This window comes from Streptomyces sp. PH10-H1, assembly GCF_030063355.1.
In the GTDB taxonomy this organism is placed as follows: domain Bacteria; phylum Actinomycetota; class Actinomycetes; order Streptomycetales; family Streptomycetaceae; genus Actinacidiphila.
The window spans coordinates 68,381-92,980 of sequence record NZ_JASISZ010000007.1 but is presented as its reverse complement, the minus strand read 5'-3'; the positions used below and the strand labels follow the sequence as shown (position 1 = coordinate 92,980).

Annotated in this window: 20 protein-coding genes and 1 tRNA gene; 13 read left to right on the top strand and 8 right to left on the bottom strand. The window is 70.6% G+C overall.

The annotated features are described in order from the left end of the window. The 7 genes from QMK24_RS07205 to QMK24_RS07175 all read left to right on the top strand — a co-directional run bounded on the left by QMK24_RS07205 (position 1) and on the right by QMK24_RS07175 (position 8,449). Positions 1–696 carry a LysM peptidoglycan-binding domain-containing protein gene (locus QMK24_RS07205; RefSeq protein WP_283464371.1) on the top strand — a complete coding sequence of 232 codons (696 nt, stop codon included), beginning with the start codon at positions 1–3 and terminating at the stop codon, positions 694–696. A 257-nt stretch (positions 697–953) separates the two neighbouring features. Further along, a complete protein-coding gene (gene eno, locus QMK24_RS07200; RefSeq protein ID WP_283464370.1) occupies positions 954–2,237 on the top strand; it encodes a phosphopyruvate hydratase in 1,284 nt (427 codons plus the stop codon). A 99-nt stretch (positions 2,238–2,336) separates the two neighbouring features. Further along, complete coding sequence (locus tag QMK24_RS07195; RefSeq protein ID WP_283464369.1) at positions 2,337–2,840, top strand: FtsB family cell division protein; 504 nt, start codon at positions 2,337–2,339, stop codon at positions 2,838–2,840. 83 nt (positions 2,841–2,923) lie between these two features. Beyond that, positions 2,924–3,457, top strand: coding sequence for a DUF501 domain-containing protein (locus QMK24_RS07190; protein ID WP_283464460.1), 534 nt, complete (start codon positions 2,924–2,926; stop codon positions 3,455–3,457). After that, the gene (locus QMK24_RS07185) at positions 3,454–4,416 is read left to right on the top strand and encodes a Ppx/GppA phosphatase family protein (protein WP_283464367.1); all 963 of its coding nucleotides are present in this window, start codon (positions 3,454–3,456) and stop codon (positions 4,414–4,416) included. The genes QMK24_RS07190 and QMK24_RS07185 overlap by 4 nt, the downstream gene beginning before the upstream one ends. Positions 4,417–5,557: 1,141 nt before the next feature. Beyond that, the gene (locus tag QMK24_RS07180; protein ID WP_283464366.1) at positions 5,558–6,976 is read left to right on the top strand and encodes an NAD(P)/FAD-dependent oxidoreductase; all 1,419 of its coding nucleotides are present in this window, start codon (positions 5,558–5,560) and stop codon (positions 6,974–6,976) included. A gap of 162 nt (positions 6,977–7,138) precedes the next feature. Then, on the top strand, positions 7,139–8,449 hold the full coding sequence (locus QMK24_RS07175; protein ID WP_283464365.1) for an SAM-dependent methyltransferase: 1,311 nt from the start codon (positions 7,139–7,141) through the stop codon (positions 8,447–8,449). 144 nt (positions 8,450–8,593) lie between these two features. Here QMK24_RS07175 and QMK24_RS07170 read toward each other — a convergent pair whose 3' ends face one another. Together QMK24_RS07170 and QMK24_RS07165 are read right to left on the bottom strand one after the other, a co-directional pair. Beyond that, positions 8,594–11,134 carry an ABC transporter permease gene (locus tag QMK24_RS07170; RefSeq protein ID WP_283464364.1) on the bottom strand — a complete coding sequence of 847 codons (2,541 nt, stop codon included), beginning with the start codon at positions 11,132–11,134 and terminating at the stop codon, positions 8,594–8,596. A gap of 121 nt (positions 11,135–11,255) precedes the next feature. After that, the gene (locus QMK24_RS07165; RefSeq protein WP_283464363.1) at positions 11,256–12,059 is read right to left on the bottom strand and encodes an ABC transporter ATP-binding protein; all 804 of its coding nucleotides are present in this window, start codon (positions 12,057–12,059) and stop codon (positions 11,256–11,258) included. A 424-nt stretch (positions 12,060–12,483) separates the two neighbouring features. On the opposite strand from QMK24_RS07165, the gene QMK24_RS07160 reads away from it, so the two are divergent. Both QMK24_RS07160 and QMK24_RS07155 read left to right on the top strand, forming a co-directional pair. Then, positions 12,484–12,565: transfer RNA gene (locus QMK24_RS07160), tRNA-Leu, on the top strand. A 128-nt stretch (positions 12,566–12,693) separates the two neighbouring features. Beyond that, a complete protein-coding gene (locus tag QMK24_RS07155) occupies positions 12,694–13,599 on the top strand; it encodes a Bax inhibitor-1/YccA family protein (RefSeq protein WP_283464362.1) in 906 nt (301 codons plus the stop codon). Positions 13,600–13,680: 81 nt separating this feature from the next. Here QMK24_RS07155 and QMK24_RS07150 read toward each other — a convergent pair whose 3' ends face one another. Further along, complete coding sequence (locus QMK24_RS07150) at positions 13,681–13,911, bottom strand: DUF4287 domain-containing protein (RefSeq protein ID WP_283464361.1); 231 nt, start codon at positions 13,909–13,911, stop codon at positions 13,681–13,683. 125 nt (positions 13,912–14,036) lie between these two features. Between QMK24_RS07150 and QMK24_RS07145 the strand changes: the two genes are divergently transcribed. Then, positions 14,037–14,360 carry a hypothetical protein gene (locus tag QMK24_RS07145; RefSeq protein ID WP_283464360.1) on the top strand — a complete coding sequence of 108 codons (324 nt, stop codon included), beginning with the start codon at positions 14,037–14,039 and terminating at the stop codon, positions 14,358–14,360. A 19-nt stretch (positions 14,361–14,379) separates the two neighbouring features. Here the strand turns inward: QMK24_RS07145 and QMK24_RS07140 are convergent, their stop codons facing one another. The 3 genes from QMK24_RS07140 to QMK24_RS07130 form a co-directional block, all read right to left on the bottom strand. After that, complete coding sequence (locus QMK24_RS07140; RefSeq protein WP_283464359.1) at positions 14,380–15,198, bottom strand: hypothetical protein; 819 nt, start codon at positions 15,196–15,198, stop codon at positions 14,380–14,382. A gap of 297 nt (positions 15,199–15,495) precedes the next feature. After that, entirely contained in the window at positions 15,496–16,716 is a 1,221-nt protein-coding gene (locus tag QMK24_RS07135; protein ID WP_283464358.1) for an acetyl-CoA C-acetyltransferase, read from the bottom strand. 250 nt (positions 16,717–16,966) lie between these two features. Next, positions 16,967–17,995: an SGNH/GDSL hydrolase family protein gene (locus QMK24_RS07130; protein ID WP_283464356.1), complete on the bottom strand. Its 1,029-nt coding sequence runs from the start codon at positions 17,993–17,995 to the stop codon at positions 16,967–16,969. Positions 17,996–18,191: 196 nt separating this feature from the next. Here QMK24_RS07130 and QMK24_RS07125 point away from each other — a divergent pair, with 196 nt between their 5' ends. Next, positions 18,192–19,568: a cystathionine beta-synthase gene (locus QMK24_RS07125; protein ID WP_283464459.1), complete on the top strand. Its 1,377-nt coding sequence runs from the start codon at positions 18,192–18,194 to the stop codon at positions 19,566–19,568. 495 nt (positions 19,569–20,063) lie between these two features. On the opposite strand, the gene QMK24_RS07120 is transcribed toward QMK24_RS07125, so the two are convergent. Next, complete coding sequence (locus QMK24_RS07120) at positions 20,064–20,492, bottom strand: hypothetical protein (RefSeq protein ID WP_283464355.1); 429 nt, start codon at positions 20,490–20,492, stop codon at positions 20,064–20,066. 164 nt (positions 20,493–20,656) lie between these two features. On the opposite strand from QMK24_RS07120, the gene QMK24_RS07115 reads away from it, so the two are divergent. Together QMK24_RS07115 and QMK24_RS07110 are read left to right on the top strand one after the other, a co-directional pair. Continuing rightward, on the top strand, positions 20,657–22,033 hold the full coding sequence (locus QMK24_RS07115; RefSeq protein WP_283464354.1) for an acyl-CoA synthetase: 1,377 nt from the start codon (positions 20,657–20,659) through the stop codon (positions 22,031–22,033). 149 nt (positions 22,034–22,182) lie between these two features. Then, positions 22,183–23,097 carry a MurR/RpiR family transcriptional regulator gene (locus tag QMK24_RS07110; protein ID WP_283464352.1) on the top strand — a complete coding sequence of 305 codons (915 nt, stop codon included), beginning with the start codon at positions 22,183–22,185 and terminating at the stop codon, positions 23,095–23,097. A 163-nt stretch (positions 23,098–23,260) separates the two neighbouring features. On the opposite strand, the gene QMK24_RS07105 is transcribed toward QMK24_RS07110, so the two are convergent. After that, positions 23,261–24,595 carry a type III PLP-dependent enzyme domain-containing protein gene (locus QMK24_RS07105; protein WP_502962525.1) on the bottom strand — a complete coding sequence of 445 codons (1,335 nt, stop codon included), beginning with the start codon at positions 24,593–24,595 and terminating at the stop codon, positions 23,261–23,263. Positions 24,596–24,600: the final 5 nt, after the last annotated feature.

The following is a 24,600-nucleotide window of genomic DNA, read 5'->3' as shown; positions in this document are numbered from 1 at the left end:
ATGGGTAAGCACCGTCGCCCCTCGAAGACCGTACGTTTCGCCGCTCTTGCCGGTGTCACCTGTGCGGCGATCGCCGTCCCGATGATCGGCGCCTCCTCGGCCTCCGCCGCTTCCGTCGCCACCTGGGACGCCGTCGCCCAGTGCGAGTCCGGTGGCAACTGGTCGATCAACACCGGTAACGGCTACTACGGTGGCCTGCAGTTCTCCCAGTCCAGCTGGCAAGCGGCCGGCGGCACGGCGTACGCCGCCCGCGCCGACCTGGCCACCAAGGACCAGCAGATCGCGGTCGCCGAGAAGCTGCTCGCCCTGCAGGGCCCGGGTGCCTGGTCCTGTGCCGGTGCCGGCAACCTGACCGCCGGTGGCCCGGCCGCCAACGTGAACCCCTCCGGTTCCTCGTCCGCCAAGAGCTCTTCGAGCAGCTCCTCCAGCTCGAGCAGCACCACGGACCACGCCAAGAAGACCCAGCACGCCGACCGCTCCGCGAAGCGCACGGCGCCCGCCAAGACCGAGGCCAAGAAGGCCGCCCCGGTCCAGCAGGGCAATGGCGAGTACAAGGTCGTCAAGGGCGACTCCCTCTCCAAGATCGCCCGGGCGCACCACGTCTCCGGCGGCTGGGCGAATCTCTACAAGCTCAACAAGAGCGTCGTCCACGACGCCGACCTGATCTACCCGGGCCAGCAGCTGCACCTCAGCTGAGCAGCTGCACCTGAGCTGAGCCGGCAACCGCACCTCAGCTGAGTCTCTCGCTCACCCCAGGTCTCCCCGGCCGGGCACGCACTCCCCCCGAGCGTGTCCGGCCGGGGTTTTCCCGTTGGTCACCTGTTGTTGGTCTTTGGTCCCTTTTTCGTCTCAGGGGTCGGCCGATCGACTGGCCGGGCCCCCCGGGCGGTTAGGCTCGTGTCGCAAGAGCAGAGAGACACGCATCAGCTGTACACAGCCTGAAGGAGACACTCGTGCCGTCCATCGACGTCGTCGTAGCCCGGGAAATCCTCGACTCGCGAGGCAACCCCACCGTCGAGGTCGAGGTCGGCCTCGACGACGGGAGCACCGGCCGTGCCGCCGTTCCGTCCGGTGCCTCCACCGGAGCGTTCGAGGCCCTCGAGCTTCGCGACGGTGACAAGAGCCGTTACATGGGCAAGGGCGTGGAGAAGGCCGTTCTCGCCGTCATCGAGCAGATCGGCCCGGAGCTCGTCGGCTACGACGCCACCGAGCAGCGGCTGATCGACCAGGCGATGTTCGACCTGGACGGCACCCCGGACAAGTCCTCGCTCGGCGCCAACGCCATCCTCGGCGTCTCCCTCGCCGTCGCGCACGCCGCCTCCGAGGCGTCCGACCTGCCGCTCTTCCGCTACCTGGGCGGCCCGAACGCGCACGTGCTGCCTGTCCCGATGATGAACATCCTGAACGGCGGGTCGCACGCCGACTCGAACGTCGACATCCAGGAGTTCATGATCGCGCCGATCGGCGCGGAGTCCTTCTCCGAGGCCCTGCGCTGGGGCGCCGAGGTCTACCACACCCTCAAGGGCGTGCTGAAGGAGCGCGGCCTGTCCACCGGTCTGGGCGACGAGGGCGGCTTCGCGCCGAACCTCGACTCCAACCGTGAGGCGCTCGACCTCATCGTCGAGGCCATCAAGAAGGCCGGCTACCAGCCCGGCCAGGACATCGCGCTCGCGCTCGACGTCGCCGCCTCCGAGTTCCACAACGAGGACGGTTCGTACGACTTCGAGGGCAAGAAGATCTCCGCCGGCGAGCTGTCGGACTACTACGCCGAGCTGGTCGCCGCGTACCCGCTGGTCTCCATCGAGGACCCGCTGAACGAGGAGGACTGGGAGGGCTGGAAGGCTCTCACCGCCAAGCTCGGCGACAAGGTCCAGATCGTCGGCGACGACCTCTTCGTCACCAACCCGGAGCGTCTGCAGCGCGGCATCGACGAGGAGTCGGCGAACGCCCTGCTCGTCAAGGTCAACCAGATCGGCTCGCTGACCGAGACCCTCGACGCGGTCGAGCTGGCCCAGCGCAACGGCTTCAAGTGCATGATGTCGCACCGCTCCGGTGAGACCGAGGACGTCACCATCGCCGACCTGGCCGTCGCCACCAACTGCGGCCAGATCAAGACCGGCGCCCCGGCCCGCTCCGAGCGCGTCGCCAAGTACAACCAGCTCCTGCGCATCGAGGAGATCCTGGACGATGCGGCGGTCTACGCCGGCCGTTCCGCGTTCCCCCGCTTCAAGGGCTGATCGGCGGCACCGCCGCACGTCTGACCTACGTCCCCGCGCCCGGTCCCGTACCGTGGCCGGGGACGTAGGTACGTACGGGTACGGACGAGGGGAGACGGCGTGGGGGCGGATCGGTTCTCCACCGCGGCGCGTCTGAAAGCGATCGGCCAGGAGGCGCAGGCCCGTGTCTACCGCGCGGCCGCCCGGCGCCCGGCTCCCCGGCGCAGCAAGCTCACCGGACGGGCCGCGCTGCTGGCGCTCGTGCTCTGCGCGCTGATCGTCGCCCTCGCCTACCCGATGCGGCAGTACATCGCCCAGCGCTCGGAGATCGCCGACCAGCGCAAGCAGGCCCAGCAGGCCCGCGACCGCGTCGAGCAGCTGCGCGAGGAGAAAGCCCGCTGGCAGGACCCGGCGTATGTGAAGACCCAGGCCCGCCTGCACCTGCACTTCATGCTGCCCGGTGAGACCGGTTATACGGTGGCGAGCCCGACCCCGGACTCCGGCACCGGCTCCACCGCGGCCGGCCGGCGGTCCTCGGACGAGGCCGCCGCACACCGCCCCTGGTACGACAATTTCTGGGACAGCGTCGACCACGCCGACGCCGCCGCGGCGCCCCGCCGCTGACCCTCCACGATCGAGAACGGCACATGACCTCGCGCCCACCCGTCGCCCATCACCCCTCCAATGAAGAGCAGAGCTCTGCCCCTATGTACCCCACCCCGCACACCCTCCCCACCGACGCCGACATCGCCGCGTTCAAGGAGCAGCTGGGCCGCCCGCCGCGCGGCCTGCGGGCCATCGCCCACCGCTGCCCGTGCGGGCAGCCCGACGTGGTCGAGACCCAGCCGCGGCTGGAGGACGGTACGCCGTTCCCGACGCTGTACTACCTGACCTGCCCGCGCGCCGCGTCCGCCATCGGGACGCTGGAAGCCGACGGCGTCATGAAGGAGATGACGGCCCGGCTCGCCACGGACCCGGAACTGGCCGCCGCGTACCGGGCCGCGCACGAGGACTACATCACGCGCCGCGACGCCATCGAGGTACTCGAGGGCTTCCCGAGCGCGGGCGGCATGCCCGACCGCGTGAAGTGCCTCCACGTCCTGGTCGGCCACTCACTGGCCGCCGGCCCCGGCGTGAACCCGCTGGGCGACGAGGCCATCGCGATGCTTCCCGAGTGGTGGCGCAAGGGCCCGTGCGTCAGCGGCGGCTCCTGTACATCCGTCGAAGAGGACGTCACATGACCCGAGTAGCAGCCATTGACTGCGGTACGAACTCGATCCGGCTGCTCGTCGCCGACGCCGACCCGGTCACCGGCGACCTGAAGGACCTCGACCGGAGGATGACGATCGTCCGCCTCGGGCAGGGCGTGGATCGTACCGGCCGGCTGGCGCCCGAGGCGCTGGAGCGGACCTCCGCGGCCTGCCGCGAGTACGCCGCGGCGATCCGCGAGCACGGCGCGGAGCGCGTCCGCTTCGTGGCGACGTCCGCCTCGCGCGACGCCGAGAACCGCGCGGATTTCGTGCGCGGTGTGGTGGACATCCTGGGCGTCGAGCCCGAGGTGATCACCGGTGACCAGGAGGCCGAGTTCTCCTTCACCGGCGCCACCAAGGAGCTGGCCGGCCACGATCATCTGGCGAAGCCGTATCTGGTCGTCGACATCGGCGGCGGTTCGACCGAGTTCGTGGTCGGCGACGACAGCGTGCTCGCTGCCCGCTCCGTCGACATGGGCTGTGTGCGGATGACCGAGCGGCACCTGACCGGCGACGACGGCCGGATCGTCGATCCGCCGACGCTCGGCCGGATCACCGCGATAAAGGCCGACATCAACGCGGCGCTCGACGAGGTGGCCGGCTCCGTCCCGCTCGAACAGGCCCGCACCCTCGTCGGCCTGGCCGGTTCCGTCACCACGGTCGCCGCCATCGCGCTGGGCCTGACGGAGTACGACTCGGCCGCGATCCACCATTCGCGGGTCTCCGTCGAGCAGGTCAGGGAGATCACCGGCCGGCTGCTCGCGGCGACCCACGCCCAGCGCGCGGCCATCCCCGTGATGCACCCCGGACGGGTCGACGTCATCGGCGCCGGAGCGCTCGTCCTGCTCCAGATCATGGAGCGGATCGGGGCCCGCGAGGTGGTCGTGAGCGAGCACGACATCCTCGACGGCATCGCGTACAAACTGGCAGAGGAGCCGGACAAGAGCTGACCTGCGGTGATGCGTCGATCCTAGGCGCATAGCGGCCGGTTCCGCCTTGCGGCGGCACCGGGGCCGCTGTCGTCCGGTGCGGTGGGTGGTCGCATCGGATCCCGCGCTGCGACGTCCGAGACCGAGTGCCCGTACATCAGTACAGTCAGGACACTCCAGGAACAGAGGAGACCAAGCGCGGAGCAGAGAGAGCGGTGCGGAACGCCATCACCAGCGTGCCGTTGCTATTCGGTGGGTGCAGTTCGCGCTGCTCGGAGTCGTCGTCCTGTTGGCGGGATTCCAAATCTGGGAGCGAGGGCACAACGAGGGTTCGAACTCGATCATGTTCGGCCTGATGGCTGCATCCGCACTGTCCATCGGAGTTCTGGGACGCTGCCGGACAGGGGCGGTCAGGGCGGCCAACGAGCCCGGTGAGCCATCACAGCGCTAGCTCCGTGTCCCGGCTCCTCGCCCCGCACAACATCTTGATCACCGACCGCGCGCACCTGATCGACTGGGGTCCCGCCCATGCGCCACGGGGGCAGCGCATGCACGGGGTCACCCTCGTCGGTGGTCGGGGTTGGGGTCGTGCCAACGCTTGCGGCCTGGTGAGTAGAGGACTTCCTGACGCGCGAGGCGTGCCGCCACCGCTGCATCGGTGTCCGGGGCGCTGTTCCTCAAACTGGTTCTCGACGAGCCCTCGATGGGCAGCGAGGCCATGCCGTAACCGGATCGCCGGTGGGGCTTTTAAAGGGCCTACCGCCCGTGTGATGGCGAGCTGGTGCTCGTCCGCTGCTTCTCCCGTGCGCCGACGCCACTCCTGCCCGACTGGATCACCTGGAGCATCGCGTAGGACGAACTTTGTGAAACTCTTCACATGAAGTTCCGGCCCTGTGGCCCAGTTTTCCAAGGCCGTAGGGCCCGGAGCCCCTTAAAACCCTTGCGGCGCGGTGTTTCCACGGTGTTACGGCCCCATGGACCCGCCTCATCAGGGCGCCGATCTTCGCTGATCAGACGGCGCGCTCAACGCCCCATCCGCGTCTCGGGTTCCCTTGTTGTGCTGTGGGCCTGATCACGCGGCCGGGCAGTGTAGCAGAGGGTGTCCAGTACCTTGTGAAGGGGCTCACGAGCACCCCTCCATCAGGTGCTGGATACTCGAACCATGAGCACTTCGGAGCGTCCACGGATCCTCGTAGTAGGCGGCGGATACGTCGGCCTGTACGCGGCGCGCCGCATCATGAAGAAGATGCGGTACGGCGAGGCGACGGTCACTGTCGTCGACCCGCGCTCGTACATGACGTACCAGCCATTCCTTCCCGAAGCTGCCGCCGGCAGCATCTCCCCGCGCCATGTCGTCGTCCCGCTGCGACGCGTGCTGCCCGGTGCGGAGGTGCTCACCGGCCGCGTGATGAACATCGACCAGGACCGCAAGGTCGCGTCGATCCAGCCGCTCGTGGGCGAGACCTACGAGCTGCCCTTCGACTACCTGGTCATCGCGCTCGGCGCGGTCTCCCGCACCTTCCCGATCCCCGGCCTCGCCGAGAACGGCATCGGTATGAAGGGCGTGGAGGAGGCCATCGGCCTGCGCAACCACGTGCTCGAACAGCTCGACAAGGCCGACTCCACGACGGACGAGGACGTCCGCCGCCAGGCGCTGACCTTCGTCTTCGTCGGCGGTGGCTTCGCCGGCGCGGAGACCATCGGCGAGGTCGAGGACATGGCCCGCGACGCCGCCAAGTACTACCCGAACGTCAAGCGCGAGGACATGCGCTTCATCCTCGTCGACGCCGCCGACAAGATCCTCCCCGAGGTCGGCCCGCAGCTCGGCGAGTGGGGCCTCGAGCACCTGCGCGAGCGCGGTATCGAGGTCTACCTCAGCACGTCGATGAAGTCCTGTGTCGACAAGCACGTGGTGCTGGCCAACGGTCTGGAGGTCGACGCCTCCACGATCGTGTGGACCGCCGGCGTCAAGCCGAACCCGGCCCTCGTCCGCTTCGGCCTGCCGCTCGGCCCGCGCGGCCACGTGGACACCTCGGAGAAGCTCCAGGTGCAGGGCACCGACTACATATGGGCCGCGGGCGACAACGCCCAGGTTCCGGACATCGCCGCCCGCAAGGCCGGTGCCGAGAACGCCTGGTGCCCGCCGAACGCCCAGCACGCGCTGCGCCAGGCCAAGGTCCTCGGCGACAACGTGGTCTCGGGGATGCGCGGCTTCCCGCAGCAGACCTACGCCCACGCCAACAAGGGCGCGGTCGCCGGTCTCGGTCTGCACAAGGGCGTCGCGATGATCGTCGTTGGCAAGACCAAGATCAAGCTCAAGGGCCGGCTCGCCTGGTACATGCACCGTGGCTACCATGGCATGGCCGTACCGACCTGGAACCGCAAGATCCGGGTCTTCGCGGACTGGACGCTCGCGATGTTCCTCAAGCGCGAGGTCGTCTCGCTCGGCGCCATGGAGAACCCCCGCGAGGAGTTCTACGAGGCCGCCCGTCCGGCCCCGGCGGCCGCGCAGGCAGCCGTCCGGGCGAACGCGGCTCCGGCCGCCGCCGGCAAGGCCGCCGAGAAGGCCAAGGCCTCCTGACCTCGGGTCACCCAGGTCCGGCAGGTCCGGTCGTATCCGTAACGCCGAAGGGGCGTCCGCCATCCGTGGTGCGGACGCCCCTTCGGCGTTCTCCGGGGACGCCAGGGCGGTTGGGCCGGAAAATCACTCGCGTTGACGGTGGTCCGTCGTACGCTCGTACGCATGGCAGATGCGGCCCGTCGCATGCGCGACCTCGCTGAGAAGGCCCTACGGGCACCGTTCCCACTGCGCATCCGCGCCTGGGACGGAAGTGAGGCCGGTCCTCCGGACGCCCCCACCCTCGTCATACGGCGTCGGCGGGCGCTGCGCCGACTGCTGTGGAAGCCGGGAGAAGTGGGGCTGGCCCGCGCCTGGGTGGCCGGTGACCTGGACGTCGACGGCGATCTCTACGACGCGCTCGACCTGATCGCCGGCATCGTCTGGGACAAGGGCGAGGACAGCGCGCCGCACATCGGCACGCTCCGGCGCGCGGCCGCCGCGCTGCGCGACCCGCGCACCTACCGGCTCGCCCGTGAGGCATTCGTGCTCGCCGGGCCCGGACTGCCGCCCATGCCACCGCCCGAGGAGTCCCGCCGCCGGTTCGGCCCATTGCACAGCCCGGGGCGCGACAAGGAGGCGATCAGCCACCACTACGACGTCGGCAACGACTTCTACGAGCGCGTCCTCGGCCCGTCGATGGTGTACTCCTGCGCCTACTGGGAGCAGCCCGGCGTCACTCTCGAAGAGGCCCAGCGGGCCAAACTCGACCTCGTCTGCCGCAAGTTGGCGCTTCAGCCCGGCCAGATCCTGCTGGATGTCGGCTGCGGCTGGGGCTCCATGGTGCTGCATGCTGCCGAGCACTACGGCGTGCGCGCCGTGGGGATCACGCTCTCCACCGAACAGGCCGCGTACGCCCGCAAGCGCGTCGCGGAGGCCGGGCTCACCGACCGCATCGACATCCGCGTCCAGGACTACCGCGCGGTCGAGGACGGCCCGTACGACGCGATCTCCTCGATCGGCATGGCGGAACATGTTGGCCGCGACCTGTACCGCGAGTACGCCGCGCACCTCTACGGCCTGCTGCGGCCGGGCGGCCGGCTGCTCAACCACCAGATCGCCCGCCGCCCCTGGGCGGACGAGGAGGCTTACCACGTCGATGAGTTCATCGACCGCTACGTCTTCCCGGACGGCGAGCTCGCGTCCGTCGGCTCGACCGTCTCCCGTCTGGAGGAAGCCGGTTTCGAAGTGCGTGACGTCGAGGCGATCCGCGAGCACTACGCGCTGACGCTGCGGGCCTGGGTCGGCAACCTCGAGGACCACTGGCAGGAGGCGGTACGGCTCACGAGCCCGGGCCGGGCCCGGGTCTGGCGGCTCTACATGGCTGCCAGCGCGCTGTCGTTCGAGCAGAACCGGATCGGCGTCAACCAGGTCCTGGCGGTACGGACCGCCTCCGGCGGGGGGTCGGGGATGGAGCTCGCCAGGCCGTGGGGGTGAATTCTGCCCTCGAGCGCCGGGCGGGCTGCTTTCGCCTCAAGCGCCGGCGGGGCTGAACCGTGCCCTCGAGCGCCGGGCGGGCTTGATTTTTAAATCCCGCCCGGCGCTCGAGGCGAAAAGCCCACCCGGCCCTTGAGGGCCCCGCTACTCCGCCTTGATCGCGCTGAGCATGTTGAGCCGGGCCGCTCGCCGGGCCGGCCACAGGGCGGCGAGGACGCCGACCAGGGCCGCTCCGCCGAGGAAGATCGCGATGCGGTCCCACGGCAGGACCATCGCGTAGGTGTCCATGCTGCCGGCGATCAGCCGGCCGGCGGCCCAGCCGAGGAAGACCCCGAGCCCTATCCCGAGCAGGGCGCCGAACAGGGAGATCAGCAGGGACTCGAACCGGACCATCCGCTTGACGTCCCGGCGGTCGAGGCCGATCGCGCGCAGCACACCGATCTCGTGGGAGCGCTCGAAGACCGACATGGCCAGCGTGTTGATGACGCCGAGGACGGCGACGATCACGGCCATGGCGAGCAGCCCGTAGAGCATGTTCAGCATCATGCTGATCATGCCCCCGGCGTCCTGGGAGATATCGGCCTTGTCCTGGACCTTGATCGCCGGGTTGTTGCCCAGCGCCTTCTCGATGGAGTCCTTGGCCGCGGCGCTCGCGCCGTCGGCGGTCTTCACCATGACCTTCATGTCGGCGATCTTCGCCAGGTGCGGGTCGAGGGTCGCGGTGTCGACCAGGACGCCCTCCAGCATGTCGTTGCCCTTGTAGATGCCGCCGATGGTCAGCGTGCCCTTGGCCTTGTCGTCGTAGACGGTGGGCAGCGTGTCGCCGACCTTCCAGCCGCTGTGCTTGGCGGACTTGTCGTCCACGACGACGGTCGTGCCGCCCAGTCCGGCGGTCGAACCGGCGGTGAAGTCGAGGTTGACGAGGCGGTCGATGGTCCTGGTGTTGACGCCGGTCACCGACTGGTTGTCGCCGCCGACCTTGATCCAGGCGTTCCGCAGCGGGCTGGACGCGGTCACGGAGCCGAGGCCGCCGAGCGTCTTTTCGACCTCGGGGGAGAGGTCGGTGGCGCGGTTGACCATGCTGATCGTGTAGTCGGCCTTGACCGAGTCCGCGGCGAGCTTGTCGATGCCCTTCTGGACCGAGGTCGCGATCACCGTCAGACCGGTGATCAGCGTCAGGCCGATCATTAGCGCCGAGGCGGTCGCGGCGGTGCGCCGCGGGTTGCGTACCGAGTTCTGCCGGGCCAGCTTGCCGGTGACGCCGAACGGGCGCAGCAGCGGCCCCGCCGCGGCGATGACCGGGCGCGACAGCAGCGGCGTCAGGACGAACACGCCGATCAGCAGCAGACCGGCGCCGGCGCCCAGCGGCATCTTGCCGGTGTCCATGCTCATGCCCGCACCGGCGATGACCAGGGCGGCTCCCGCACCGGCCAGCAGTGCGCCGATGGTGTTGCGCAGCACCAGGCTCTTGGTGGTGGCCGGAGCGTGGACGCTGCTCATCGCGGCGACCGGCGGGATCCGGGACGCCCGGCGGGCGGGCAGCCATGCGGCGAGCATGGTGACGGCGACACCGACGACCAGCGACGCGGTGATCGTGCCGGATCCGACGACCAGCGGGCCGTCCGGCAGCGTCGCGCCCGTGGAGCCGAGCAGCGACCGCATGCCGACCGCGATGCCGATACCCGTCACGAGGCCGGCCACAGCGGCCGTCAGGCCGACGACGAACGCCTCGATCAGCACCGAGCGCGTCACCTGGCGGCGGCTCGCGCCGACCGCGCGCATCAGCGCCAGCTCCTTGGTGCGCTGGGCGACCAGCATGGTGAACGTGTTGGCGATGATGAAGATGCCGACGAACAGCGAGATACCGGCGAAGACCAGCAATCCGGTGTTCAGACCGCTCATCGCGGCGGTGATCCGGACCGCCTCGTCATCGGCCAGCTGCTGGCCGGTGACCACCTCGGTGCCCTTGGGCAGCGCCTTCTCGGCCGCGGTCTTGAGCGCGGCCTGGCTGGTGCCGGGCGCGGCCTTGACGTCGATCTCGTCGTACTGGCCGGGCTTGGCGAAGAGCTGCTGCGCGGTGGGGGTGTCGAAGAGGACGAGGCTGCCGCCCGCCGCGACATTGCCGTCGTCGGTTTCGAAGATGCCGGTGACGGTCTGGTGCATGACCGGGCCGTCGACCGACATGCGCACGGTGTCGCCGACCTGGAGTTGCGCCCGGTCGGCGGTCTTGGTGTCGAGCGCGACCTCGTCCGCCTTCAGCGGGGCGCGGCCGTCCGTCATCCGGTAGCGGGCATCGGTACCGTCCTTGCCGGCCGAGAAGTTCCCGCCCCGGGTGGTCCAGCCGTCGCCGATCAGCTTGCCGTCCTTGTCGGCGACGGCGGTGAAACCGGAGACGCTGCCGGTCGCCGAGGCCGCTCCGGGCAGCGCGCGGACCGTGTCCAGCTGCCGCTCGGTCAGATGCGGCCGCTCGTCGTCGCGGGAGTTGCCCTTGCCTGTGACACCGGGCTTGATGGCGACGGATACGTTCTCGTAGCTCTTGGCCGAGCTCTTCTTGAAAGCGCCGCCGATGGTGTCGGTGAAGACCAGGGTGCCGGAGACGAAGGCGACGCCGAGCATGACGGCGAGCACGGTCATCAGCAGCCTGGCCTTGTGCGCGAGAACATTGCGCAAGGCAGTGCGGAACATGGGGATCAGTCCTGGTTCGTTCGGTCGGGGCGGCAGTGCGGGGGCACAGCGGCGCGGCACCACGGCGGTGCGGTGGCGCGGCAGAACTGCGGGGCGGGGCGGGGCGCGGAGCGCGCCGGCCTCAGCTGGTGCGGCCGCCCTGGGCGTTGGAACCGGGGGTCTGGGGGCTCCCCCCGGAAAGACTCAGCATCCGCTCCAGGACGCCGTCGGAGGTCGGCTCGTGCAGCTCGTCGACCACGCGGCCGTCGGCGAGGAAGATCACCCGGTCCGCGTAGGACGCCGCGACCGGGTCATGGGTGACCATGACGATCGTCTGGCCCAGCTCGCGGACCGAATTGCGCAGGAACCCCAGGATCTCGGCGCCGGCACGCGAGTCCAGGTTGCCGGTCGGCTCGTCGGCGAAGATGATCTCCGGCTTGCTCGCCAGGGCGCGGGCGACCGCCACGCGCTGCTGCTGTCCGCCGGACAGCTGGTTCGGACGGTGCGACAGCCGGTCCGCCAGGCCGACCGTGGTGATCACCTGGTCGAGCCACTTCTTGTCCGCCTTGCGCCCGGCGATGTCCATCGGCAGCGTGATGTTCTCGGCCGCGGTGAGCGTAGGCAGCAGGTTGAACGCCTGGAAGATGAAGCCGATCTTGTCGCGCCGCAACTGCGTCAGCTGCTTGTCCTTGAGCGACGACAGCTCCGTCTCACCGATGCGCGCCGATCCGGCGGAGACCGAGTCGAGCCCCGCCATGCAGTGCATCAGCGTGGACTTGCCGGAACCCGACGGGCCCATGATCGCCGTGTACTCCGCGCGCCGGAACTCGACCGACACACCGTCCAGAGCGACGACCCGGGTCTCGCCCTCGCCGTAGACCTTGGACAGGTCCGTGGCGCGGGCGGCCACCGTTGAGGTGCGGGAAGGGGTTCCGGTGGTGGTCACGGGGCGGCTCCAGGGGTGGGACGAACGAGGACCCCTCCATCGTGCAAGGCGGAATCGGCCACGGGATCAGCCCAGACTGCTGTTCTGGGGGCAGTCCTGCGAGGGACCCGGGAGGTCCGCTGTCCTCCTTTGGGATGACGGCGGCCCTGAGACCCCGGCGGGAAGCATTCGCCGCGCCGCAGCCGTGCCGGGGCGGTGCGGCCGCTGGAGAGGCTCCGGCCGGACGCTCCCGGCATGATCGATTTCGCGTCATTTGCGGAGGACGTGTGGATGCCTCGTGAAGCCTTCGAGGTCCCGATCCACCCCCCTCAAGGACCAGTTGAGGCTGCGTCAGGTACCCCTAAAATCAGACAACATGACGCGGATCGTGCCCTGTTCAGCCCAGTAACCCCGATACGCTCGTCCTGCGTCGAGACCCGCCCCCGCCCGGATGGTGGAACGCAGACACGGCGAGCTTAAACCTCGCTGGCCTCACGGCCGTGCCGGTTCGAGTCCGGCTCCGGGCACCTCCATCTCACGTGGGGCGCGGCGACAGAAGAGGCGACAGAAGATCCTCCTCTGGCGGTACTCCGTCTCCTTTGCGAAGCCATTACTCTTGATGCAATGCCGTATCGCGCGGCCATGGAGGAGTGAGATGAGGAGCAGCAACCCGGTCTTCTCGCGGCGAGGCTTCAGCCGCGGGGACGGATACGCGGGCTTCGGCACGCAGCAGCAGGGCGCGACCCCGCAGGGGACGGGGAATCCGTATGCGCAGCAGGGTGGAAACCCGTACGCGCAGGGTGGAAACCCGTACGCGACGGCGGACCAGCAGCAACTCTCCCCCGAGCAGCTTCAGCAGATGTACCAGGCCCCGCCGGCCGGACCGCTGCAGACCGGGCGCATGACGATGGACGACGTCGTCATGCGGACGGGCATGACGCTGGGCACCGTGATCGTCGGCGCACTGGTGGCGTGGTTCGCGCTGCCGGTGACGAGGACGAGTTACGGCATCGCGATCGGCGCCGCGCTCGTGGCGTTCGTGCTCGCGATGATCCAGGCGTTCAAGCGGACGCCGGTGCCCGCGCTGATCCTCGGCTACGCGGCCTTCGAGGGCGTCTTCCTCGGCGTCATCAGCAAGATGTACAACGACATGTGGTCCGGCGCCCCGGTGCAGGCGGTGCTGGGCACGATGGCGGTCTTCGTCGGCATCCTCATCGCCTACAAGACCCGGCTCATCCGGGTCACCGAGCGGTATCAGCGCATCGGTATCGCCATCGCCATCGGCTTCGTGCTGCTGATGGTCGTCAACATGCTGTTCGTCGCGTTCGGTGCCGCCCCCGGGGGCGGTCTGCGCAGCAGCGGCCCGCTCGGCATCATCGTCGGCATCATCGGTGTCTGCCTGGGTGCGTTCTTCCTGTCGCTCGACTTCAAGCAGATCGAGGACGGTGTTCGCTACGGCGCCCCGCAGAACGAGTCGTGGCTGGCCGCGTTCGGCCTGACGCTCTCGCTGGTGTGGATCTACCTGGAGATGCTGCGGCTGATCTCGATCCTCAGGGATTGATGCGGCAGTAGGCCGTAGACCCGAGTACGACGGGACCCCGGGAGGCAGCGCCTCCCGGGGTCCCGTCGTTGTGTGCCCGGGCTACAGGAGGTTGCGGGCTGCCCGCCTCAAGTCGTATTCGTGGACGATCGCCTTGGCGTGTCCGTAGGACAGGTCATGTTCGCTGCGGAGCCAGCTGACTTTCTCGTCGAAACGGAGGAAGGCTGGGCCTTCTTCGACTGCGCGGAGCCATTCGCGTACTTCTCGGCCGGTGCAATGGGGGATGCGGGAGAGCAGGTTCCGGTGGGTTTCCTCGGAGAAGATCTGGGACATCGGCGCCTCCGGTATACGGTGTCCGGTCATCTCACCGTGCCAGTCTGCTGGGGCATTGGCAACCATCCATGGCAGCCGGATATGGGTGCGTGGCCGGAACACACGCCCCCGGTACGCTCGCCGACATGCTTGATTGCACGTCTCTGCGCTCCGCGACCGACCGATTGGCGGGCCGGTTTCGTGTCCTGCCCCAGAGCCGGCTGCGGGGTGGGGCGGCGGAAACCGGCCTGGACCTGGCACGATGGCTGGCCGCCGAGGCGCAGCGGCTCGAATTTCCCGGCCGGGAGCCGGTCTTGATGCCGGACGACGGGGCCTTCACGGTGGGCGACCAGATCGCGGTGGCGGGGCACGACCTGGCACTGGTGCTCGAACCACGCCCGGAGTGCGGGGGAGTACTGGAAGCGGCCCTCGTCCGAATCGACGGGGCCGCTCGGCGCGCGGGGGTCTGACGCAGCAGCGTGACCCCGGTCAGAGCGAGGCGACGACCCGGTCGGCCAGGATGTAGACGCTCTCGTCGCCATAGGTGAACGTCAGGGCGTGCGCGCCGCCCACGGCGGAGCCGCCGAGGAGGACGGGGACCTCGCCGCGTTCGAGGGCCTCCGACAGCTGGAGCGCGGTCTCGCGGTGGCCCGGCGTCATACACAGGGTGGTGCCGTCGGCGAAGACGTAGACGTCGAGGGTGCCGAGCGGGCCGGGGCGCACGTCGGAGAGCGGGATGCGGCCGTCGGCGAGGTCGGTGAGGCGCTCGGCGGTCTGCTTCTGGCTGGCGACGACGGAGGCGCTGTGGCCCGCGTGCAGGTCGGGGAAGTCCGGGTAATCGGCGAAGTCCTGGCCGGCGGGGTGCGGGAGGGCGCCCGGCATCGGGAGGGCAGGCTCGGCCTCGAGCCCGGCCAGGTCGGCCTGACGGGGCAGGAACGGCAGCACCGTCGGGATCTCGTACTCGGCGTAGTCGGTGCCAGGAGCCGGTATGCCCCCCCGGAAGAACGGGCCGTCGGCGGACTCGCGGGCTTCCTGCTCGGCCCAGAAGGCGCGCGCCTCGGCGAGCTCGCGCTCCCGTTCGTCGGCGAGCGCGTCCGCGACGGCGGCGCGTATCTCGTCAGCGGGCACCGGCCGGGCGGCCGGTACGGCGGTGCCGGCCGCGGTGCTCGCGGCGGTACCGGCGAAGGCGAGATCCTCGCGCAGGGCGACGAGCTCGCGGCGCAGGCCACGGGCGGAGTGCAGGGCGGCGGACCCGAGGGCCACGGCGATGACCGCGACCACCAGCAGGATGGAGAAGAGGGCGCTCACAGACGTACTCCCGACTGATGTGATCCCGAGCAGTGCCCACTGGAGAGTGGACGAAACATCCCCCACACATCACTGTGCCTGTAAACCTCTCCCCTTCGCAGTGCGGAACGTCACGATATGGACAGGTCTGAGGTCCTGAGCCATCCGAGTGATGACGCCCTGACCTGGGAAAACGCGCCGCCCCCGGGCTCAGATAACAACCCGGGGGCGATTCCATTGCGACTTAGATCACACCGTGTGACGGCAGAAGAGTTACGAGCCGGTCGGCTCGGGCGCTGGGTTCGCCTCCGCTGCGGCTCAGCTCAGCCGCTCGATGACCATGGCCATGCCCTGGCCGCCGCCGACGCACATCGTCTCCAGGCCGAACTGCTTGTCGTGGAACTGCAGCGAATTGATCAGCGTGCCGGTGATTCGGGCGCCGGTCATGCCGAACGGGTGGCCGACGGCGATCGCGCCGCCGTTGATGTTCAGCCGGTCCAGGTCCACGCCGAGGTCGCGGTAGGACGGGATGACCTGCGCGGCGAACGCCTCGTTGATCTCTACCAGGTCGATGTCGCCGATGCCCAGGCCCGCACGCTTGAGCGCCTGCTTCGACGCCTCGACCGGGCCGTAGCCCATGATTTCGGGCGACAGGCCGGAGACGCCGGTGGAGACGACGCGGGCGAGCGGGGTGATGCCCAGCTCGCGGGCCTTCACGTCCGACATGACCACGAGGGCGGCGGCGCCGTCGTTGAGCGGGCAGCAGTTGCCCGCGGTGACCGTGCCGTCGGGGCGGAAGACCGGCTTGAGGCCCTGCACGCCCTCCACCGTCACGCCCGCGCGCGGGCCGTCGTCCTTCGAGGCGACCGTGCCGTCGGGCAGCGTGACCGGGGTGATCTCGCGCTCCCAGAAGCCGTTCTTGATGGCTTCCTCGGCGAGGTTCTGGGACCGTACGCCGAACTCGTCCTGGTCGGCGCGGGTGACGCCCTTGATCGCGGCCAGGTTCTCGGCGGTCTGGCCCATCGAGATGTACGCGTCCGGGACCAGCCCGTCCGTACGCGGGTCGTGCCACTCCCCGCCGCCCTGCTCGGCACGGCTCTGCGTCCGCGCCTCGGCGTCCGCGAAGAACGGGTTCTTGGTGTCCGGCAGGCCGTCCGAGCTGCCCTTGATGCTGCGCGAGACCATCTCGACGCCGGCCGAGATGAAGATGTCGCCCTCGCCCGCCTTGATCGCGTGCATCGCCATCCGGGTCGTCTGGAGCGACGACGAACAGTAACGGGTGACCGTGCATCCCGGCAGGTGGTCCATGCCCATCTGCACGGCCACGATCCGGCCCAGGTTGTAGCCCTGCTCGCCGCCGGGCAGACCGCAGCCGAGCATCAGGTCGTCGATCTGCCGCGGGTCGAGTTCCGGCACCTTGGCGAGGGCGGCCTGGATGATCGTGGCGGTCAGGTCGTCCGGGCGCAGGTCCTTGAGGGACCCCTTGAAGGCGCGTCCGATGGGGGATCGGGCGGCTGAGACGATCACGGCTTCGGGCATCGCGACACACACTCCTCGTCGAGGCGGCAGGACTCTCTGGGAAGTTACCTGCACGTATCGCGAGGAGTCACGGGCTGTGGGCTGTGACACGGGACTCTTTCTGAGCGCGCGCTTAGTTTCCCAGAGCCCGAGCCCGAGCCCGCACCCGCACCCGCACCCGCGCCGCGCCCGTACCCGCACCCGAGCCCGAGCCCGCACCCGCACCCGCACCCGCACCCGCGCCGAGCCCGCTCCCGCGGCCGCGATCCCGTCAGGCCGGCGATGCCTCCGTCGTCGCCGGTTCTTCCGTGTCCGGCAGGCGCTGGCGGCGCCGGTGCTTGAGCAGGGCCCAGCGGCCCCGGGCTCCGGACAGCACGTGCATCGCCGCGACCACCTCGGTGCCGCCCTCCGCGGCCGCCTCCGCAGCGGCCTGCGCCACCGGCAGGAAGCCCTCGCCGCGCCGCGAGTCCGGACGCTCGTCCTCGTCGGGCCAGACGCCCAGCGAGGCGCACAGCGTCGGCAGCATCGCCATCGCCGCCGTCGCGTAGCCCTCCGCTGACGGGTGGTAGTTGTCCGGGCCGAACATCTCGCGCGGATGCGCCTCGAACTCCGGCCCGAGCAGATCGCCGAGCGAGACGGTACGGCCGCCGAGACCCACCACCCCTATGGTCTGCGCGGCGGCGAGCTGGCGGCTCATCCGGCGCGCCACCCAGCGCAGCGGCTGGTAGACCGGCTCCACGGAGCCCAGATCGGGACAGGTCCCGACGATCACCTCACTGCCCGCCTCACGCAGCCGGCGGACCGCGTCCGACAGCAGCCGGACGGACTTGGCGGGCGGCATCCGGTGGGTGACGTCATTCGCGCCGATCATGATCACGCAGACGTCGGGGGGCGGTGCGCCCAGGTCGAGCAGGAGTGCGGTCTGACGCGCCAGGTCATTGGATTGCGCGCCGGGATTCGCCACGTTCATCAAGGTGACGGGCCGCTCGGCGACCGCCGCGAGGCCCGAGGCGAGCAGCGCTCCCGGGGTCTCGCGCGCCCGGTGCACGCCCTGCCCCGCCGCCGTCGAATCGCCGAGGACGCCGAGCCGGAGCGGCACCTCGTCCGTCCGGTGCGAGAACGCCGACCCGTATCTGCCGTTTGCGCGCGGCGGTACGGCGTCGGAGCCGCCGACCGTCCGTCTGGCCAGCCGTACCTCGGCCAGCAGTACTCCGACGGCCGCCCCACCGAGCAGACTGATCCCGCCACCGCCGATCCCCGCCGCGGTCGCAATCCGCCGTGCCACCCTCGCCCTCGACATCGAGCCGGCTCACCTCCCGTGGTTTCTACGTACAACACCTTGTTGCCCCGTGAGATGTCGGCTGCAACGTGTCGTAGTGGTGATCGACCAACATTAGGGGGGAGCCTCGGAGAAGCGATGGAGTCCCGGACGAGCTGAGCCGCGGCCCGTTAGGCCATAGGCTGGCCGCACATTCACGGAGAACCCGGAGACAATGGTGCAGTTCCACGACTCGATGATCAGCCTCGTCGGCAACACCCCGCTGGTGCGGCTCAACAACGTGACCGAGGGCATCCAGGCGACCGTCCTGGCCAAGGTCGAGTACTTCAACCCCGGAGGCTCGGTCAAGGACCGCATCGCGGTCCGGATGATCGAGGCCGCGGAACAGAGCGGCGAGCTCAAGCCCGGCGGCACGATCGTCGAGCCGACGTCCGGGAACACCGGTGTCGGCCTCGCGATCGTCGCGCAGCAGAAGGGCTACCACTGCATCTTCGTCTGCCCGGACAAGGTGTCGCTGGACAAGATCAACGTGCTGCGGGCGTACGGCGCGGAGGTCGTGGTCTGCCCGACCGCCGTGGACCCCGACCACCCGGAGTCGTACTACAACGTCTCCGACCGGCTGGTCCGCGAGACCCCGAACGCGTGGAAGCCCGACCAGTACAGCAACCCGAACAACCCGCTGTCGCACTATCACTCCACCGGCCCCGAGCTGTGGGAGCAGACCGAGGGCCGGATCACCCACTTCGTCGCGGGCGTCGGTACCGGCGGCACCATCTCCGGCACCGGCCGCTACCTCAAGGACGCCAGCGACGGCCGCGTGAAGGTCATCGGCGCCGACCCCGAGGGCTCGGTGTACTCCGGCGGCTCCGGGCGTCCCTACCTGGTCGAGGGTGTCGGTGAGGACTTCTGGCCGACCGCCTACGACCGTGAGGTCGCGGACGGCATCGTCGCCGTCTCCGACAAGGACTCCTTCCAGATGACCCGCCGGCTGGCCAAGGAGGAGGGCCTGCTCGTCGGCGGCTCCTGCGGCATGGCGGTCGTCGCGGCGCTGCGCGTCGCGGAGAAGCTCGGGCCCGACGACGTGGTCGTCGTCCTGCTGCCGGACTCCGGGCGCGGCTACATGTCGAAGATCTTCAGCGACGAGTGGATGGCCTCGCACGGCTTCCTCGACGAGGGCAGCGGCCAGGCCCGCGTCTCCGACGTCCTCGGGCACAAGGGCGGCGGCATCCCGCAGCTTCTCCACATGCACCCGGAGGAGACCGTCGGCGAGGCGATCGACGTGCTGCGTGAGTACGGCGTCTCCCAGATGCCCATCGTCAAGCCGGGCGCCGGGCACCCGGACGTGATGGCTGCCGAGGTCATCGGCTCCGTCGTCGAACGCGACCTCCTGGACGCGCTGTTCGCCAAGCGCGCCACCCTCGGGGACCCGCTGGAGAGGCACATGAGCGCCCCGCTGCCCCAGGTCGGCTCCGGTGAGCCGGTCTCCGACCTGATGGCGGTCCTGGGCAAGGCCGACGCGGCGATCGTGCTCGTCGAGGGCAAGCCGACCGGTGTGGTGAGCCGTCAGGACCTGCTCGCCTTCCTGGCGAAGTAGCCCCTGCGGCAACCGGAGCACCGCTGGTGCGGCGGTGACAGCGCGATGGAACGGCCGCCCTGCCCGACGTGGCAGGGGGGCCGTTCCCGTTCCCGCCGCCCGGCCCGCCCACCGCCGGGCCGTCACCTCCGCCAGAGGCCCAACGCCCGCTGACCCGGGGCGTCGTGCGCTGTTCACCTGGGGATTCGAAAGTGGTACATCCACGTCACGCGGCCGCAGCACGGGCTTAACACGGGTCGGGCACATTGGTGGTCGTCGGGAAGAGAAGCCCGACGACACAGGATGTGGCGCCAAGGCCTCCGGAGCGGCTCCCGGACCTCCGAGGCGACCCTCCCTGGACGTGGTGTCTGGGCCTGACCCGGCCAGCGTCTGATGCGGGGACCGCCGTCGTCCCGCCCCCCGGGTGACCGGGGGTGCGGCGGTCCCCGCTCCATCATTTTCCGGCGCCGGTCGCCGCAGGGAGCCGGCCGCGTTTCCGCAGCCGGCCGCTATCGGCTACTCCCAGTCGCTGTCGGACTTGCGGCGCCGTTCGGCCCGGTCCCCGGCGAGGATGAGGCCGAGGGACTGTGCGACGTTGACGCCCACGATGCCCGCCCAGGTGATGAGGAGACCGCCGCCGCCCGCGTTGACCGCGCCGATCGCGGAGAGCGGGATCGCGGCGATCATGGTGAAGCCGGCGAAACCGTAGCGGGCGAAACGCGCGTTGGGTTCCGGCTGGCCGGGGCCGCGGCCGGCGCGGGCGAAGGAGGTCTGCTGCTCGGCCAGTTGCCGGCGGACGCGCTGTTCTACGTGACTGTCGAGGCGCTGGTCCACTTTCTCCATGAACGAGTCGACCAGTTCCGACTCGTATTCCGCCCCGAGGTCCTTGCGGGCCTGGAGGGTGGCGGCGAGTTCTTTTTTGAGTTCCGGGTCGCGGGCGTCCATAACGCCACCGTACGGAGCGCGGCGGCGCCCGGCACTGGGGGAAACCCCCGATTCCTTTCGGGGGTGCCCCCTCCCGTGGGGCGATGCGTAGAGTCGCGGTGCTGCTGCCGCGAGCCCCCGTCGAGCCCGCCGGGGCTCGGATAGAGACATCAAGGAGCACACCCGTGCCGCTGTCACCCGCCACCTCACTGCTGACGGCCCTCACCGCGTCCGACGGCGGGGACCGGCCCGATGCCGTGTCCGTCGCGGGGCGCGGTTGCTCGTACGAGGAACTGCTCGGCGCGGCTCGCGCGGTCGCGGTGCGGGTGGCGGGAGCGCCGGCCTTCGCGGTGCGGGCGACGGCGTCGCTGGAGACGGTGGCCGCCGTGGTGGGCGGGCTGCTGGCCGGAGTGCCGGTGGTACCGGTGCCGCCGGACGCGGGGCCGGCCGAGCAGAACCACATCCTGGGGGATTCGGGCGCGACCCTGATGCCCGTCGACTTCGCCGAGCGGGCGGACTGGAGCGGGCCGGAGCCGGGAGTGAAGGAGGCCGCGCTGATCCTCTACACGTCGGGCACGACGGGCCCGCCCAAGGGCGTGGTGGTCTCGCGCGGCGCGATCGCCGCCGACCTCGACGCGCTCGCGGCGGCCTGGGACTGGACCGCGGGGGACACCCTGGTGCACGGCCTGCCGCTGTTCCACGTGCACGGGCTGGTGCTGGGCGTGCTCGGCGCGCTGCGCACGGGCAGCCGGCTGGTGCACACCGGACGGCCGGCACCGCAGGCCTACGCGGCGGCAGGCGGCAGCCTGTACTTCGGGGTGCCGACGGTCTGGTCGCGGGTGGTGCGCGACCCGGCCGCAGCCCGCGCGCTGAGCGGCGCACGGCTGCTGGTGTCGGGCAGCGCCCCGCTGCCCGCGCCGGTCTTCCGGGACCTGGAGGCGCTCGCCGGGCAGCGGCCCGTGGAGCGGTACGGGATGACGGAGACGCTGATCACCATCAGCACGCGGGCGGCCGGTGAACGGCGGCCCGGCTCGGTCGGACTGCCGCTGCCGGGGGTCGAGACCCGGCTGATGGACGAGGACGGCGGGCCGGCCCCGTACGACGGTGTGACGGTGGGCGAACTGCAGATCCGCTCGGGAACGCTCTTCGACGGCTACCTGGGGCGTGCGGAGGCCACCGCCGCCTCGTACACCGCCGACGGCTGGTTCCGCACCGGCGACATGGCGATGGCAGAGCCGGACGGCATGCACCGGATCGTCGGCCGCGCCTCGACCGACCTCATCAAGTCCGGCGGCTACCGGATCGGCGCGGGCGAGGTGGAGAACGCGCTGCTGGACCATCCGGCGGTACGGGAGGCGGCGGTGGTCGGCGCGCCGCACGAGGACCTGGGGCAGGAGATCGTCGCCTATGTCGTCGCGGACGGGGTGAGCGAGGCCGAGCTGATGGACTTCGTGGCGGGACATCTGTCGGTGCACAAGCGGCCGCGCAAGGTCCGTTTCCTGGACGAGCTGCCGAGGAACGCCATGGGCAAGCCGCAGAAGGGGCGGCTGCCCCCGGTGTGACTGCCCCCGGTGTGACCGCACCGGGTGCGTACCGGGTGTGCGGCGGATGCGCAGTGGGTGCGTGCCGGGTGCGTCCTGTGGACACTCCTTGCCAGGTTGCATGGATTCATGCAGAGTCATCGTCGACTGAATAGGCCAGGAGGACGTTGATGGGTACGGAGGACGGGGGCGACGCCGCGAGCGTGGGCGCGGGTGCCGGCCGCGACGCCGCGAGCGTGGGCGCGGGTGCGAGTGAGGGCGCTTCGGCGAGACTGCTGAAACTGTTCGAGTCGCACCGGCTCACCCCGACCCAGCGGCGGATCGCCCACTGCCTGGTGCGCCGGTCCGCCGACGCGCCATTCCTGTCCAGCGTCGAGGTCGCCGAACTCGCCGGGGTCAGCCAGCCGTCCGTCACCCGCTTCGCGGTCGCCCTCGGCTTCGACGGCTACCCGGCGTTGCGCCGCCACCTCCGCGAGGTCGCGCCCGTACGGCCGGGACCCGAGGCCGCCCCGTACAACGAGTACCAGCAGGCCGTCCATGCCGAGATCGAGAACCTCCGGCACCTGGCTGCCCTCCTCGCCGACCCGGCGCCCGTCGCCCGCGCCGGCGCCGTGCTCGCCGCGTCCCGGCCGCTGCCCGTCCTCGGTCTGCGTGCGGCGGGCGCCCAGGCGCGGGGCTTCGCGTACTTCGCCGCCAAGGTCCACCCCGACGTCCGGCTGCTCGACGAGGGCGGCACCATGCTCGCCGACCGCCTCGACGGCGCGGTCCGGGCCGGCGCTACCGCGGTGCTCTGCTTCGCGCTGCCCCGGCACCCGCGCGAGGTCGTCGACGCGCTCACGTACGCGCGCCGCGCCGGGCTGACGGTCGTGACCGTCGCCGACAGCGCGTTCGCCCCCGTCGCGGTCTGCTCCGACCTGCTGCTGCCCGCCGCCGTCGGCACCGGCCTCGCCTTCGACACCGCGTGCGCGCCGATGCTTCTCGGACGCGTCCTGCTGGAGTCGATGTGCGACAACCTGCCGGACGCCCAGGCGCGGCTCGAGGAATTCGACGCGCGGGCCGCTGCGCGGGGGCTGTTCACGGAGTGAGGGACCCGGCACGACCGTGTGCGGGGTCGGGGCCGGGTCCTCCGGGGCGGCGGTTCGAAATCGCCTCCTTACGTTCCAGCTTACGTTCCAGGCGGCCCATCGAATAGCTCGGCAGCATTTCGAACCCCCACCCCTACGGCCCTGTCCCCCTCCGGCCGGTTCGTTACCCGAGGCCGGTGAGGGCATCCGCTTGAGCGGCCCCGCCTTCGGCGAGGAGCTCGGTGAGGGTCTGGGCGGGGCGGATGAGAGCGAACCGTACGTCGGCGTCCTGCACGGCGTAGCCGTAAATGGCCGGGCGGGGCAGGGAGTTGTAGGCGAAGTGGTTGGAGAAGTAGTAGGCGCCGGTGTCGAGGAGGGCGACGAGGTCGCCCGCTTCGAGGAGCGGGAGGGGGCGGGCCTGGGCGAGGAGGTCGCCGGCGAAGCAGCAGGGGCCGGCCACGTCCTGGATGACGGGGTCGCCGCTCTTGGGGCGGCCCTTGGCGTCGAGGGCGGCGACCCGGATCGGCCAGGCGTCGGGGACGAAGACCGTACGGGTGGCGAGCTGCGCGCCCGCGTGGGTGACGGCGATGGGCCGGCCGCCGGCCGACTTGGCGTACTCGACGCGGGCCAGCACCGTGCCGCTCTTGGCGAGCAGGGAGCGCCCGAACTCGGTGACGATCGTGTACCGGCCGTCGAAGAGGCCGGGGACGGTGGTGCGTAGCAGTCCGGCGTAGTCGCGGAAGGTGGGCGTGATCTCGTCGGAGCCGAAGTTGACGGGGAGGCCGCCGCCGATGTCGAGGGTGGTGACCTGCCGGAGGCCGGCGGCGGTGTTGATCCGTTCGGCGAGTTCGTAGGCGGCCCGCACGCCTGCGGCCATCAGTTCCAGCGGTACGCCCTGGGAGCCGGTGTGGGTGTGGAGGCGGTTGAGCCAGGGGCGCTCGGCGTAGGCGCGCAGGATCCACTCCTCGGCGCCGTCGTCGCGCAGCGCGACACCGAACTTCGAGGTGTCCGTGGCGGTGCTCATGGCGCCGATGCTGCCGCCGCCGATCTGCGGGTTGATCCGCAGGCCGATGGGGGATGTGGTCGGGGCTTGGGCGGTCAGGACGTCGAGGCGGGCCAGTTCCTGCGGGTTGTCGATGTTGACGGCGATGCCCAGCGCGAGCGCTTCGCGCAGTTCGGCGCGGGTTTTAGCGGGGGAGTCGAGGACGATGCGGCCGGCCGGGAGGCCCGCGGCGCGGGCGATGGCGAGCTCGCCGGGACTGGCGACCTCGGCGCCGATGCCGAGGCCGGCGAGCAGCCGCAGCACGGGCACGAGGGCGGCGGCCTTGACGGCGAAGGTGTGGTCGACTGTCACGCCGGGTGTGGCGAAGGCCACCTTGAGGGCGGCCGCGGCCTCCTGGACGCCGGTCACGTCGAGGAGCCCGATGACGGGATCCTCCGGGCCGATCAGTCCCTGTTCCACCGCCGCGCGCAGCGCGTGTCCCCGTCGTGCTGTGGCGTCGGCCGTCATGCGGGCCATCCCAT